A 14,358-nucleotide genomic window follows, 5' to 3' on the forward strand; every position below is an offset into this window, starting at 1 on the left:
CTTACTCGCTATCCAGGTGCAACGGGGTGACGACCCGGCCATCGCTCTGCGCGTCGCCGAGATTGGCATCGATAAAGTACACGCGATCATCGGCCAACTGGCCCTTGTCCACGAGGAAGTCCTTGATACTGCTGGCGCGGTCCTGGCCAAGCTTGCGCAGCAGCGGTTCATTGCCGCTCCAGGCGCTGATCACCCCGGCCTTCAGCTTGGCGGTACGTTCGTCGCTACCCAGCTTGGCCCACTCGGCGGGCGGTTGCTGTTTGAGCAGGGTGCGATAGATACCTTCGAGCATCGGCGCTTTTTCACCGTCCGGTACCTGGATCATCGATTCCTGGGCCGGCACCTTGTCGCCGCGGCGCTGGAGCATCTTGTAGTAGGTGGCCTGGTATTCGCGATCCAGGCGTTGCTGGGCGATCAACGCGCCATCGCTGCTCTGGGCCGCAGTGCCTTCGATCTCCAGGCGCAGGTTGGGACGTTCCTTCAGCGCGGCCGCGAGCTTGGTCAGGGACGACTGGGCGTCATTGCTCAGCTCGCTGGAGCCGGGAGCAAAGGACACGTTACTCAGGTCCTGGGCGTCGCCGCCGGAGATCAGCCCGCCAATGAACTTGAAGGGCGCGGTGGCGGCCCGCACGATCAGGTTGCGCAGGCTCTGCCAGATGATCGGCATCACGCTGAACTGCGGGTTGTTGAGATCGCCGCTGACCGGCAGTTCGATGGAGATCTTGCCGTCGGAGTCCTTGAGCAGGGCAATCGCCAGCTTGATCGGCAGGTCCACGGCATCCGGGCTGTCGACCTTCTCACCCAGTTGCAGTTGTTCGACCACCAGCTTGTTTTCGGCTTTCAGCTGGCCCTTGGTGATCAGGTAGTGCACGTCGAGATTGAGCCGGCCCTTGCGGATGCGGTAGCCGGCGAACTTGCCGGAGTAGGGGGTCAGCGTGGTCAGCTCGACGCGCTTGAAGCTGGTGGCGATATCGAGGCTGGCCATCGGGTCGAACGGGTTCAGCGCACCCTTGATGGTCACGGGCGCGTAGCGGTCGACCTTGCCCTGGATATCGACGCCCGCCGGCTTCGGCTGGCGGCTGTCGATGGTGCCGATCTGGCCGTTGAGCTGTTGGACCGCCGTGGCGAAGTGCGGGGTCAGGCTGAAGTCGGCAAAGTTGGCCGAGCCGTCATTGATGGCAATACCGCCAACGTGGATGCCCAGCGGCTTGCTGCTCGATGCGGTGGAGGGCGCCTTGGGTTTTTCCGTCGACTTGCTCGCCGGCGGTTGCGGGATCAGCAGGTCATCGATGTTGGTGGTACGGTCATCGTTGATCATGAAGCGTGCATAGGGTTGCAGCAGGTTGACCTTGTCGATCGAGAGGCTGTCGCCGTGCTGATAGCTCAGGCCATCGATCGTCAGTTTCTGCCACTTCACGAAGTCGCGGCTCTTGAGGGTGTCGAGGGTGTGCAATTGGTCGACCTGGGCCTTGCCGATCACGCTGAAGGCCAGCGGGTCGACGCTTTTCAGATTGACCGCGAGGTCGCTGCCGAGCATGCCGCTGCGCACTTCCAGGCGAATGAACGGCTCGACATAGGCCTGGGCCACCCGCAGGTCGATGTCCTGGGTATTGACCTTGAGCTTGGCGCTGACCGGGCTCAGGTTGACTTCGCCGCTGGCGAGGATCTTGCCCTGCTTGCCCAGCCCGGTATCGAGCTTGAGGGTGAAGGGCGACTGGTTGAGGCTGTCGAAGTTCTCCAGGTCCAGGTTCAGTGGACCGAGCTCCAGGGCTACCTGGGTTTTCGGCGCGCGGTCGGCCAGGTGCACGCGGTAGTCGCGCAGTTGCACATCCTTGAGCAGGACCTGCCAGGGTTTGCTCGGGGCCGGCGGTTCGGTCTTGGCGCTGTCGGAGGCGGCTGGGGCTGCCTTGGGCGCCGGTTTGGTCGGTTGCTCGGCAAAGAGTTTCTGCCAGTCAAGTTGCCCGTCCTTCTCGCGGGCGGCCCAGGTTTCAAGTTTGTTGCTGCGGATCTTACCGACAACCACTTGCTGTTTGCCCAGGTCGACGCTGGTTTCGCTGACGTCGAGGCGCTCCAGGCGTACCAGTGGGCGTCCGTCCGGGGCCTTCATGGCAAAGGGCGCGACACTGACGGCGGTGTTGCTCAGCAGCAACTCGGTGTCTTTGGCGAGGCTGAACTTGTAGTCGGTGCTGAGGTTGATCACACCGTCTTCCAACACCAGCGGCAGGGCATCGCGGACATAGGGCCACCAGGCTTTCATCTGGCTGTCGCTGACCTTGAGCGAGCCCTCGGAGGTGACGGGTACCAGGCTGAGGTTACCTTTCCAGTCGATCCGTCCGCCTTCGCCGCCGATGGCCACCAGGGTCATGTCGGCGTTGTCTTCAGGCAGGGTGCTGAGGTTCTTCAGCGCCAGGTCCATCGGGGTATAAGTGAACTCGATCGGTTCGCTGGGGCGCAGGTCCTGGAAATGCAGGCGCCCGCCGGCCAGTCCGATCTGGTCGATGCGCACCGGGAACGGCTTGCTGTTGGGCGCGGCCGGGGTCGGTTGGCTGGGCGGCAGCTTGAACAGCTGGGTGAGGTTCAGGGTGCCGTCCTTGTTGAATGTCACCTCGGTGTTGGGCTTGTCCAGCTGGATATCGGCCAGGTGCAGGGCGTGGGTCCAGAGACTGTCGATCTGCAGGTTGACGTAGAGACGCTCGAAGGCGACCTGCTCCTTGCCCGGCTCACCGATATTCAGGCCCCACAGGGTCAGTTCCAGACTGAAGGGATTGAACTCCAGGCGTTGCAGGCTGGCGTGCACCGTGGCGTAGTTCGCCAGTTGCTGGTTGGCGATGCGCAGGCCAACCCCGGGGATGATCAGGAATCCCAGTACGCTGTACAGCGCGAGGACGGTCAGCAAGGCGCCGAGGGCGCGTTTCAATCCTTTGGGCATGTGAGTCGTCGTCTCTCTCAGTCGGAGGTGCCTTGGAGTATGGCATGCGTTTGCGGTTCCGAAGCAAGCCCCTTGTTGCGCCGGAATAATGGGTGTTTGCGAGTCATTCCTACAGCTGCAGTACCAGGGTCTTCAGCGGCGGTTGTCGGTCGCGGGAAGGGAAGTCGGCGGCGGGGGCCAGCACCTGCCATTCGCGGACCGGACGCCCGGCTTTTTCCGCGCAGCGCAGGACCTGTTCGCGCCAGTCTTCCAGGCTGACTTTCGCCAGGTTGTTGCAGCAGATCAGCACGCCATTGTCGGCGGTCGTCAGCAGGGCCGGCTTGAGCAGGCTCTGGTAGTCGCGCAGCAGGTCGACGGTGCCGAAGGCGCTCTTGGCCCAGGCCGGCGGGTCGAGCAGCACCAGGTCATACTGGCGCTGTTCCAGGCGCTGGTAGCTGGGCAGCTTCTGCCCGCGGCGCTGGCTGATGGGCAGGCCGGCGAGCTGGCGGATGGCGGGGAAGTAGTCGGACTGGATAAAGTCCATCTCCGGCAACTGCGGGTTGAGCTGGCCGTTCTCCCGGCCGACCGCGAGGTTGCCTTCGGCGAAGTCCAGGTTACAGACCTCCCGGGCCCCGCCGGCCGCGGCGCTGAGACCGACGCCGCAGGTGTAGGCGAAGAGGTTCAGTACGCGCTTGTCGGCACTGTGTTGCCGAACCCAGCCGCGAGCGTTGCGCAGGTCGAGGAACAGCAACGGGTCCTGGCCGGCGTGGCGGCCGCGGACGCGATAGTTCAGGCCGCCTTCATGACCGACCAGGTCGGCGAGGGCCGCCTCGTCGGCGCGATAGACCGGGTCTTCACGATCGATGCGCGAGTTGCCCCGGGAGCGGTCGTTGTAGACCAGCAGGGTGTCCAGCGCCAGGTGCTGGTTGATCGTCGCGTGCAGGGCGAGCAGGTCTTCGCGTTCCAGGGTCTGATGGAAGGTCTGCACCATCAACTGTGGACCGTAGCGGTCGATGGTCAGGCCACCGGCGCCTTCCTGGCTGCCATGGAACAGGCGATAACAATCGGTGCCCTGGCTGTGCAGCTCGGCCAGCAGGTCCTGGCGATGATCGAGGGCGGCGCGCAGCGCCTGGTTCAAGGAAGACATGCACGGCGCCTTGGGTCGGATTTGGCGCGGGAGTTTACCAGTCTTCAGGGGATCAGGCCCATGCGGCGTTTGGCGCGCTGGGCGGAGCCGTTGCGCATGGCCCAACGCAACAACGGTGCGCTGCGCTTGACGCCGGCGCGGATGACCTGGCGTTGCAGCGGGTTTTGCGACTGGCCGAGCATCTCGCCGGCCCAGTCCGGCAGCAGGTCGATGCCGGCCTGCATCATCAGGTTGCCGAACGGCTGGGCCAGGCGGCTCGGCGCCGGGGTGGCCAGCAGCAGGCGCAACACCTCGCGGCTGCGGGCATCGCAGAGCAGTTGCGGGCGCATGCGTTGCAGGTACTCGGCGATGGCCTGGCGCGAGCGCGGCACGTCCCGCGCGCCCAGGCGTTCGGCGATCAGGGCGACCTCCGCGTAATAACGATCCTGGTCCGCCGCTGACAGCTGTGGATTGCGGTAACGCAGATGGGCCTTGAGAAAGCTGCTGACCTCGGCCACATGCACCCAGGTCAACAGCTCCGGATCGCTGGCGGCGTAGGGCCGACCATCCGGCGCGGTGCCGACCACCTGCAAGTGAATGGTGCGCACCTTGTCGATCAGCCATTCGGCGTCCTTGCGCGAGCCGAAGGTGGTCCCGGCAATGAACTGGCTGGTGCGGCGCAAGCGCCCGAGCATGTCCTGGCGAAAGTTCGAATGGTCCCAGACCCCGGCCAGCGCCAGCGGGTGCAAGGCTTGCAGCATCAGTGCGCTGATACCTCCGATCAGCATGCTGCTGAAGTCGCCATGCACCTGCCAGCACACCGAGTCCGGGCCGAAAAGGCCGGGATCGCCCTTGGGGTTTTCCAGATCGAGCATGCCCAGGGACAGGCCGGTCAGGCTCATGATCTGGGTTTCGATGCGACTACGAAGGAATTCCATGTGGGCTCGGTCAATAGGGCGGTGAACAGTGTTCACCGCTCGGGTTCAGGGATTCAGGCGCTGCTCGATCAGGCCGTCGACCACGCTGGGGTCGGCCAGGGTCGAGGTATCGCCCAGGCTGTCCAGTTCGTTGCTGGCAATCTTGCGCAGGATACGCCGCATGATCTTGCCCGAACGGGTTTTCGGCAAGGCCGGCGCCCACTGGATCAGGTCCGGCTTGGCAAAGCTGCCGATCTCCTTGCCGACCAGGGCCAGCAACGCCTTTTTCAGTGCATCATCGGCGTCTATGCCTTTCATGGGCGTGACGAAGGCATACAGGCCCTGGCCCTTGAGATCATGGGGATAACCGACCACGGCGGCTTCGGCGACGCTGTCATGCAGCACCAGGGCGCTTTCCACTTCGGCGGTGCCAATGCGGTGGCCGGAGACGTTGATCACGTCGTCGATGCGGCCGGTGATCCAGTAGTCGCCATCCTCGTCGCGGCGGGCACCGTCACCCGTGAAATAGTAACCGGGGTAGGCTTTGAAATAGGTCTCGAGCATGCGCTGTGGGTCGCCGTAGACACTGCGGATCTGCGCCGGCCAACTGCTTTTCAGGGCCAGCACGCCGCTGCCGGCACCGCTGATTTCCTGGCCGTGCTCATCCAGCAGGACCGGTAGCACGCCGAACATCGGCTGGGTCGCGCAGCCGGGCTTGATCCGGCTGTTGGCGATCAGCGGGGTGAGCATGATGCCGCCGGTCTCGGTCTGCCACCAGGTGTCGACGATGGGGCAGCGCTGCTCGCCGACGGCATTGAAATACCATTCCCAGGCTTCCGGGTTGATCGGTTCGCCGACACTGCCGAGCAGGCGCAGGCTGTTCCGCGAGGTGTTTTCCAGCGCAGCCGGGCCTTCGCGCATCAAGGCGCGCAGGGCGGTGGGCGCGGTGTAGAAGATATTCACCTGGTGCTTGTCGATGACCTGCCAGAAGCGCGAGGCGTCCGGATAGTTCGGCACGCCTTCGTAGATCAGGCTGGTCGCGCCGTTGGCCAGCGGGCCGTAGACGATATAGCTGTGGCCGGTGACCCAGCCGACATCGGCGGTGCACCAGAAGACTTCGCCGGGGCGATAGTCGAACACGTACTGGAAGGTCATGGCGACCTGCAACAGATAGCCGCCGGTGCTGTGTAGCACGCCCTTGGGTTTGCCGGTACTGCCGGAGGTGTAGAGGATGAACAACGGGTCTTCGGCATCCATTGGTTCGCAGGGGCAGTCGCTGCTCATGCCATGCAGGGCTTCGTGGTACCAGAAGTCGCGGTCCGCGACCCAGTTCACTTCGGCCTGGGTGCGTTGCACCACCAAGACGGTGCTGACATTCGGGCAACTGAGCAGCGCCTGGTCGACATTCTGCTTGAGGGGCACATATTTGCCGCCGCGCACGCCCTCATCGGCGGTGATCAGCGTGCGGCAGTCGGCATCGAGGATGCGGTCGCGCAGGGCGTCAGGGGAGAAACCGCCGAAGACCACCGAGTGAATGGCGCCGAGGCGGGCGCAGGCGAGCATGGCGTAGGTGGCTTCGGGAATCATCGGCATGTAGATGCACACCCGGTCGCCTTTCTTCACGCCGCGGGCCTTGAGCACATTGGCCAGCCGGCAGACGTTATGGTGCAGTTTGCGGTAGGTGATCTGCGCCGATTCGAGAGGATTGTCGCCTTCCCAGATCAGGGCGATCTGCTCGCCACGGGTATCGAGATGGCGGTCGATGCAGTTGTGGCTGACATTCAGTTGCCCGCCGGCGAACCAGCTGGCCTGGCCGGTATGCAGGTCGCAGTGCTGGACGCTGTCCCAGGGCGTGGACCAGTCGAGAAAACGTTTGGCCTGTTCGGCCCAGAAGGTGTCGGGTTGGTCGATGGACTGGCGGTAGAGACGCCGGTAGTCGTCCTGGCTCAACTGCGCGGCTTGGCGCACGGCGTCGGCCTGGGGATAGGTACGAAGATCGAACATGGCGATTCCTTGTTCTTGTCTACGACAAGTCTCAAGGGTGCACCCTGTTGCGTTGGGGTTCAAGCGGATAAAAGGTCGACGCAGATCCTTGTGGGAGCGGAGCTTGTCGGATCGCCGCACCGCCGCGAAGGCGCCCTCAAGGACGCTAAAAGCTTCGCGGGCAAGCTCCGCTCCCACAGGTCTGTGTCACAGGTTTCTTCAGTGGTGTCCCGGGCAGATGGGCCTGCCCGGGACGCCGCTATCAACCGCGATGACGGCCGCGGAAGTAGTTGATCAACCCTTGGGTCGAGGCATCTTCGGCCGAAGACTCTTCGTTACCGGTCAGGCGGTTGTAGACGCCCTTGCCCAGTTCCTTGCCCAACTCCACGCCCCATTGGTCGAAGGCGTTGATGCCCCAGATCACGCTCTGCACGAAGACCTTGTGTTCGTACATCGCCACCAGGGCGCCGAGACGCCGCGGGCTGATGCGCTCGACCACCAGGGTGTTGCTCGGACGGTTGCCCGGGATCACCTTGTGCGGGGCCAGTTTCTGCACTTCGGCTTCGCTCAGGCCCTTGTCACGCAGCTCGCTTTCCGCTTCGCCACGGGTCTTGCCGAGCATCAGCGCCTGGCTTTGCGACAGGCAGTTGGCGTACAGCCATTGATGGTGGTCGGCGACCGGGTTGAAGCTGACGATCGGTACGATAAAGTCGGCCGGGATCAACTGGGTGCCCTGGTGCAGCAATTGGTGGTACGCATGCTGGCCGTTGCAGCCGACGCCGCCCCAGATCACCGGACCGGTATCGGTGGACACCGGCGTGCCGTCCTGGCGCACGCTCTTGCCGTTGGATTCCATGTCCAATTGCTGCAGGTGCTTGGTGATGTTGCGCAGGTAGTGGTCGTACGGCAGGATCGCGTGGCTTTGCGCGCCCCAGAAGTTGCCGTACCAGACACCCAGCAGGGCCAGCAGCACCGGCATGTTCTGTTCGAACGGCGCGGTCTGGAAATGCTGGTCCATGGTGTAGGCACCGGACAGCAGTTCCTTGAAGTTCGACATGCCGATGGCCAGGGCGATCGGCAAGCCGATGGCCGACCACAGCGAATAACGCCCGCCGACCCAGTCCCACATCGGGAAGATGTTCTCTTCACGGATGCCGAAGGCCACGGCGGCGGCGTTGTTGCTCGAAACCGCGATGAAGTGCTTGTACAGCTCCGCTTCGGAGCCGCCCTGGGCCAGATACCAGTCACGTGCGGCACGGGCGTTCTTCAGGGTTTCAAGGGTGGTGAAGGTTTTCGACGAGACAATGAACAGGGTGGTCTCGGCGCGGATCTTGGCGGACAGCTCGTGAAACTCACTGCCATCGATATTCGCCAGGTAATGGCAGCGTACGCCTTTATGGGCGTAGGACAGCAACGCCTCGGAAACCAGTTCCGGACCCAGGAACGAACCACCGATACCGATATTCACCACGTCGGTGATCGGCTTCTCGGAGTAGCCGCGCCACAGGCCGTCGTGGATTTTCCCGACCAGCTCGGTCATCTGGTTCAGCACTTTGTGCACGTCGGGCATCACGTTGACGCCGTTGACCGAGAGCTTGTCGCCAACCGGACGGCGCAGGGCGGTGTGCAGGGCCGGACGACCTTCGGAGGCGTTGACCAGTTCACCGGCAAACAGCGACTTGATCGCGCCTTGCAGGTCGACTTCATTGGCCAGGCCCACCAGCAGGTTGCGGGTTTCCTGGGTGATCAGGTTCTTCGAATAGTCGAGAAACAACCCGCAGCTGCTGAGGGTGAACTGATTGAAGCGCTGCGGATCGGCATTGAAAGCTTCGCGCATGCTGAAATCGTGCATGTTGTCGCGGTGTTGGTTCAACGCCTGCCAAGCGGGCAGGGCGGTCACGTCGTGAGGAGTGCGGTAGTACGCCATCGCTGCGGGTTTCCTTTTACGAGAGCTGCCTTTTGGACATTTGGCTTTTTGGACACCAGAAACGCCGGAACGTCCTGCTTTTGTCGGTGGCAGTGTCCGGCAACCTGCGTCAGCACGGTTGAATGATGCAGGGGCGATTACAGTACCGCTCGCGCCTGCATCTGTCTTGGCTTTGTCTGACCTTTACTCGGTACTTTTTCGCACTCTCGGGGCCGAAAGGCGTTTTCGCACAGGCGGTCGGACGGCGATCAGGCGAGCTGCACCGGAATCGACTGGCTGGTGTGGCTCAGCTCGTTGCCCGGGGCCATGTACAGCATGCGTGGCTTGAAGTTGACCAGCTCGGCCTCGCTGTAGTGGGCGTAGGCGCAGATGATCACTCGGTCGCCGACAGCGGCCTTGTGGGCGGCGGCGCCGTTCACCGAGATGATCCGCGAACCTTCCTCGCCGCGAATGGCGTAGGTGGTGAAGCGCTCACCGTTGTCGACGTTGTAGATCTGGATCTGTTCGTATTCACGGATCCCGGCCAGGTCCAGCCACTCGCCGTCGATGGCGCAGGAACCTTCGTAATCGAGTACCGCGTGGGTGACTTCGGCGCGATGCAGTTTGGCTTTGAGCATGATGGCGTGCATGGGATGTTTCCTTGGTCGGATCCTCGTGCGGCGCCACGCATTTGTGCTGCGTGGCGCCGGGCCGCGGCAGTTTGCCCGAAGCCGTGGGGCCGGGCAATCGGGCTGTCAGGCCGGACTGTCGAGGTTCAGGTGCAGGTTGTCGATCAGGCGGGTGGTGCCGAGGAAGGCGGCGACCAGGATCACCAGGTCACGGTCCTCGGCTGTCGCCGGGCGCAGGTTCAGGGCGTGGCGGATTTCCAGGTAGTCGGGCCGGAAACCGGCGCTTTCGATCTGGCGGCTCTGCTCGGCCAGCAACTTGGGGTAGTCGCGTTCGCCTTGTTCGATGGCCGTGGCGATCTGCTTCAGGCTGCGATACAGCGCCGGCGCCTTGGCCCGTTGTTCTTCGCTGAGGAAACCGTTACGCGAGGACAGCGCCAGGCCGTCGATGGCGCGCACGGTCGGTTCGCCGATGATCTGGATCGGCATGTTCAGGTCATGCACCAACTGGCGGATCACCGCCAGTTGCTGGAAGTCCTTCTGACCAAACACCGCCAGGTCCGGCTGGACCATGTTGAACAGCTTGCTGACCACCGTCGCCACGCCTTCGAAATGCCCGGGACGGCTGGCGCCGCACAGGCCTTCGGAAAGCTGCGGGACGCTGACACGGGTCTGGCCGCCCATGCCGCCGGGGTACATTTCCTCGACGCTGGGGGCGAACAGCAGATGGCAACCGGCCTGGAGCAGTTTTTCCTGATCGGCGGCGAGGGTCCGCGGGTACTTGTCGAGGTCCTCGTTGGCGCCGAATTGCAGCGGGTTGACGAAAATGCTCGCAACCACAAAGTCGGCACGCTGGGCGGCCTTGGTCACCAGGGCCGCGTGGCCGCTGTGCAGGTTGCCCATGGTCGGCACGAAACCGATGCGTTTGCCCTCGCTGCGGGCGCGAGCCACGGCGGCGCGCAGTTCGCGAACGGTCTTGACTGTATTCATGCGCTGAATCCGTGTTCGATCCCAGGGAAAGTGACGGCCTTGACTTCGCTGACATAGGCGCTGAGGGCGCCATGCAGGCTGTCCTGGCCGGCCATGAAGTTCTTCACGAACTTGGGCACGCGACCGCTGATGGACAGGCCGAGCATGTCGTGCAGGACCAGGACCTGACCGTCGGTGGCGCTGCCGGCACCGATGCCGATCACCGGGACTTTCACCGCCTGGGTGATTTCCGCGGCCAGCTCGCTCGGCACGCATTCGAGCAGGATCATCGCCGCGCCGGCCTGTTCCAGGGCGATGGCGTCGGCGCGCATCTGCCGCGCCTGGGCTTCGCCGCGGCCCTGGACCTTGTAGCCGCCGAAGAGATTCACCGACTGTGGGGTCAGGCCCATGTGCACGCACACCGGGACGCCGCGTTCGGCCAACTGGCGGATGGATTCGGCGAGCCAGGCGGCGCCTTCGACCTTGACCATATGCGCACCGGCCTGCATCAGCAGGCCGCTGTTGTGAAAGGTCTGCTCGAGGGTGGCGTAGGCCATGAACGGCAGGTCGGCAATGATGAAGGCGCCCTGGTTGCCGCGTTTGACGCTGGCGGTGTGATAGCAGATGTCGGCGACGGTGACTGGCAACGTGCTGTCATGCCCTTGGGTAACCATGCCCAGCGAATCGCCGATCAGTAACACCTCGACACCGGCTGCGCAGCTGGCGTGGGCGAAGGTCGCGTCGTAGCAGGTCAGCATGGTGATTTTTTCACCCTTTTGCTTGAGGCCTTGCAGGGTGGTCAGGGTAATGTCTGGCATGAAAAAGTCCTCATTCAGGCGCCGTGCAAATGACTGCGAGTAACGCGCGTGATTCGTCGTGTATACAGGCGCACGTTCTGGGGTCGTGCTTGCAAAGCCTGGATTGCGCCCTTCAAACGCCGCAGGGGCGGCGACGGGACGCCTATAGTCGTGAGGAGAACTGGGGAAGTCAATCGTGTGTGTTACCGCAATGTTACGCCGTGAGTGTTACCGGCATCACTGATGCGATTCAGCAGGGGGGCAGGAGGCAACCTTGCTGGCGACACCGGCTTCTTGTGGAAGCGCAGCTTTGTGGGAGCGGAGCTTGCCCGCGAAGCTTTTGGCGTCCTTGAGGGCCCTTTCGCGGGCAAGCTCCGCTCCCACAGGTTTTGTGTCTCTCCCACAGGTTTTGTGTCTCTCCCACAGGTTTTGTGTCTCTCCCATAGGTCTTGTGTTTCGCCCGTGGGGCGGTGTGTCTCCCACAGGGTTTGTGCTTACTGGGGAAGGCGCTCCAGGCCGACGAACGGGCAATCCGCCAGTAGCGCCCTCAGGCTGCGGCCATCGGCCAGCTGCAAATCGGCCGGTACCAGTTCCGCCAGCGGATAGAGCACGAACGCCCGGGCCTGCATATGGTAATGCGGGACTTTCAGGCGCGGCTCGTCGATCAGGCGCTCACCGAACAACAGGATATCCAGGTCGAGGGTGCGTGGCCCCCAACGCTCATGCCGTTCACGGCCCTGGTCGATTTCGATGGCTTGCAGCGCATCCAGCAGCGCCAGGGGCGCGAGGTCGCTGTCGAGGGCGGCAACGGCATTGGTATAGCGCGGCTGGCCGGGCAGCAACGAATCGCTCTGGTAGAACGCGGAAACGCCTACCAGCACCGTGTCGGGCAGTTGCCCCAGGGCCTGGACGGCGTTGCGCAATTGCTCCGCCGGGTCCGCCAGATTACTGCCCAGCCCGATATACACGTGTTCCATCGACTTACTCGTCCGTACCCGCGGCGCGCTTGCGCTTGCCGGCCGTGCTGCGCCGGCGTTTACGCGGACCGCTGCCGGTGGCGTCGTCCTTGCTGCCCAGGTCGCGGATCATGTCACGCCGCCCGGCATCATTGGCATCCTGGTAATCGGTCCACCATTCACCCAGGCCATCGGTCTGCTCGCCAGCGGTTTCGCGTAGCAGCAGGAAGTCGTAGCCGGCGCGGAAACGCGGGTTGTCCAGCAGCAGGTCGGCACGCTTGCCGCTGCGCCGTGGCAGGCGTTCCTGCATGTCCCAGATCTCGCGGATCGGCAGGGTGAAGCGCTTCGGAATCGCAATCCGCTGGCATTGTTCGCTGATCAACTCGTGGGCGGCTTCCTGCATCGCCGGAATCGGCGGCATGCCCTTCGCCTGCAAACGCAATACGCGGCCCGGCAAGGCCGGCCAGAGCAATGCGGCAAACAGGAACGCCGGGGTCACCGGCTTGTTCTGCTGGATGCGCAGGTCGGTGTTGATCAAGGCTTCGCTGATCAGCGTATGGGTGTAGGTCGGGTTGTGTTCGAGGGCCTCGAAGCTGGCCGGGAACAGCGGTTCGAACAGCTTGAGGTCGACCAGCATTTCGAAGGTGTCGGCGGCATAACCCGAGAGGAACAGCTTGAGCACTTCTTCGAACAGGCGCGCCGAGGGGATCTCGCGCAGCATCGGCGCCAGTTTGCGAATCGGCGCGACGGTGTGCTTCTCGATGCCGAAGTCCAGCTTGGCGGCGAAACGCACGGCCCGCAGCATCCGTACCGGGTCTTCCTGGTAACGCTGGGTCGGATCGCCGATCAGGCGGATCAGGCGGTTGCGGATATCGTGCACGCCATTGGCGTAATCGAGGATGCGCTCGCTGACCGGATCGTAATACAGCGCGTTGATGGTGAAATCGCGGCGCTGGGCGTCGTCTTCGAGGGTGCCGTAGACGTTGTCGCGCAGGATCCGCCCGCTTTCGTTGCGCGAGGACTGGTTGCTGTCCTCGTCTTCGTCCTGCGGGTGGTTGGCGCGAAAGGTCGCGACCTCGATGATTTCCCGGCCGAAGTGGATATGTACCAGCTTGAAGCGACGACCGATGATCCGCGCGTTGCGGAATTCGGCACGGATCTGCTCCGGTGTGGCGCTGGTGGCGACGTCGAAATCCTTGGGGGTGATATTGAGCAGCATGTCGCGCACGCAACCGCCGACCAGGTAGGCCTGGTAGCCGGCGTTCTGCAGGCGTTCGACGATGTTGACCGCATACCGGCTGAACTGGGCTTTTTGCAGCGAATGTTGGCTGCTGTTGAGCACTTCAGGGGTGCTGCGTTTATGTTGCGTTCGACGCGAGGGAGAACGTAATGACTGGAACAGCTTCTTCAGCATGGGAGGCACTGTTTGAAGGAATATTCGGCCACCTCAAAGAATGACCGCACGATGGGCGAGGATTCTAGCATTTAGTCGAGGGATGGTGTAGGAAGCCGCCGCAGTATCGGCCAGGGACCGTGGTAGAAGGCCAGCCGCAGGCATTGCGAGGCTGCAAATCCATCAGTCGAGGGCGGTGGGTCGGGGGGAGCAGGGTGGGCTGGTCGGTATCGCGGAAACTACAAGGGGAGCCGAAGCTCCCCCAGAAGTAGTTGCGTGCTCTATTTTTATTATGGTTGCGGGCTTCTTGTTTTTGTTGATCGCCCTGTGCCACTAGGCTTTACGCCTGTGGGCTCTCCCAATCGGGAGCCAAGAGCAAACGGATTGCTTTGATCGCTGTAGTGTCATGATCCAGAGGATCCAACCAGTTCAGGCGCTGCTTTGAGGGCAGTTTTTGTTGTTCTCAGCCTGGTCGTGGGGCAAGCCCCAATTACAGTACTTCTCCAAAAGAATCAGTTAGCTACGCCTCTCGCCGTGTTGTTTTTATTTTGCGTGAGTCGATACGTCTTGTTTTTATTGTCTGGTGCATTGCTTGTTATTGTTCTTGTACCAAAGCTATAGCAGGTGCCGTGCCAACTTTTACGAAGCCCCGTAAACATTGGGTTTCGTTGGGAAAATGCTTTTCCAAAGGCGAAAAAAAACCGGATCTTCGTTACCGATAGACCCGGCTTTTGTTACGTGAAAATCCTCAGGTAACAGTTTTTTTACCAAGTGCTG

Annotated in this window: 10 protein-coding genes; all 10 read right to left on the bottom strand. The window is 62.8% G+C overall.

Features of this window, described 5'->3' with window-relative positions; genetic code table 11:
• Position 1: 1 nt before the first annotated feature.
• On the bottom strand, positions 2-2,929 hold the full coding sequence (locus AC07VG_RS15135; RefSeq protein ID WP_495021428.1) for a DUF748 domain-containing protein: 2,928 nt from the start codon (positions 2,927-2,929) through the stop codon (positions 2-4).
• A 109-nt stretch (positions 2,930-3,038) separates the two neighbouring features.
• Positions 3,039-4,055 carry a class I SAM-dependent rRNA methyltransferase gene (locus AC07VG_RS15140; RefSeq protein WP_495021429.1) on the bottom strand — a complete coding sequence of 339 codons (1,017 nt, stop codon included), beginning with the start codon at positions 4,053-4,055 and terminating at the stop codon, positions 3,039-3,041.
• A 44-nt stretch (positions 4,056-4,099) separates the two neighbouring features.
• On the bottom strand, positions 4,100-4,972 hold the full coding sequence (locus AC07VG_RS15145) for an oxygenase MpaB family protein (RefSeq protein WP_495001404.1): 873 nt from the start codon (positions 4,970-4,972) through the stop codon (positions 4,100-4,102).
• A 45-nt stretch (positions 4,973-5,017) separates the two neighbouring features.
• On the bottom strand, positions 5,018-6,955 hold the full coding sequence (acs, locus tag AC07VG_RS15150) for an acetate--CoA ligase (RefSeq protein WP_495021430.1): 1,938 nt from the start codon (positions 6,953-6,955) through the stop codon (positions 5,018-5,020).
• A gap of 241 nt (positions 6,956-7,196) precedes the next feature.
• Positions 7,197-8,861, bottom strand: coding sequence for a glucose-6-phosphate isomerase (gene pgi / locus AC07VG_RS15155; RefSeq protein ID WP_495001406.1), 1,665 nt, complete (start codon positions 8,859-8,861; stop codon positions 7,197-7,199).
• Between the two features lie 248 nt (positions 8,862-9,109).
• Positions 9,110-9,490: an aspartate 1-decarboxylase gene (gene panD, locus AC07VG_RS15160; RefSeq protein ID WP_495001407.1), complete on the bottom strand. Its 381-nt coding sequence runs from the start codon at positions 9,488-9,490 to the stop codon at positions 9,110-9,112.
• A gap of 105 nt (positions 9,491-9,595) precedes the next feature.
• On the bottom strand, positions 9,596-10,456 hold the full coding sequence (panC, locus tag AC07VG_RS15165; protein WP_495021431.1) for a pantoate--beta-alanine ligase: 861 nt from the start codon (positions 10,454-10,456) through the stop codon (positions 9,596-9,598).
• The gene (gene panB / locus AC07VG_RS15170) at positions 10,453-11,253 is read right to left on the bottom strand and encodes a 3-methyl-2-oxobutanoate hydroxymethyltransferase (protein ID WP_495001409.1); all 801 of its coding nucleotides are present in this window, start codon (positions 11,251-11,253) and stop codon (positions 10,453-10,455) included. Before panB ends, panC begins: the two co-directional genes overlap by 4 nt.
• A 473-nt stretch (positions 11,254-11,726) precedes the next feature.
• Complete coding sequence (gene folK, locus AC07VG_RS15175) at positions 11,727-12,209, bottom strand: 2-amino-4-hydroxy-6-hydroxymethyldihydropteridine diphosphokinase (RefSeq protein ID WP_495001410.1); 483 nt, start codon at positions 12,207-12,209, stop codon at positions 11,727-11,729.
• A 4-nt stretch (positions 12,210-12,213) separates the two neighbouring features.
• Positions 12,214-13,602 carry a polynucleotide adenylyltransferase PcnB gene (locus tag AC07VG_RS15180; protein WP_495001411.1) on the bottom strand — a complete coding sequence of 463 codons (1,389 nt, stop codon included), beginning with the start codon at positions 13,600-13,602 and terminating at the stop codon, positions 12,214-12,216.
• Positions 13,603-14,358: the final 756 nt, after the last annotated feature.

Source organism: Pseudomonas sp. GW821-FHT03C07 (assembly GCF_059420925.1).

Bases quoted from the DNA above. Each gene is read 5' to 3' on its own strand.
- AC07VG_RS15135 (WP_495021428.1), bottom strand. From the start codon at position 2,929: ATGCCCAAAGGATTGAAACGCGCCCTCGGCGCCTTGCTGACCGTCCTC.
- AC07VG_RS15140 (WP_495021429.1), bottom strand. From the start codon at position 4,055: ATGTCTTCCTTGAACCAGGCGCTGCGCGCCGCCCTCGATCATCGCCAG.
- AC07VG_RS15145 (WP_495001404.1), bottom strand. From the start codon at position 4,972: ATGGAATTCCTTCGTAGTCGCATCGAAACCCAGATCATGAGCCTGACC.
- acs (WP_495021430.1), bottom strand. From the start codon at position 6,955: ATGTTCGATCTTCGTACCTATCCCCAGGCCGACGCCGTGCGCCAAGCC.
- pgi (WP_495001406.1), bottom strand. From the start codon at position 8,861: ATGGCGTACTACCGCACTCCTCACGACGTGACCGCCCTGCCCGCTTGG.
- panD (WP_495001407.1), bottom strand. From the start codon at position 9,490: ATGCACGCCATCATGCTCAAAGCCAAACTGCATCGCGCCGAAGTCACC.
- panC (WP_495021431.1), bottom strand. From the start codon at position 10,456: ATGAATACAGTCAAGACCGTTCGCGAACTGCGCGCCGCCGTGGCTCGC.
- panB (WP_495001409.1), bottom strand. From the start codon at position 11,253: ATGCCAGACATTACCCTGACCACCCTGCAAGGCCTCAAGCAAAAGGGT.
- folK (WP_495001410.1), bottom strand. From the start codon at position 12,209: ATGGAACACGTGTATATCGGGCTGGGCAGTAATCTGGCGGACCCGGCG.
- AC07VG_RS15180 (WP_495001411.1), bottom strand. From the start codon at position 13,602: ATGCTGAAGAAGCTGTTCCAGTCATTACGTTCTCCCTCGCGTCGAACG.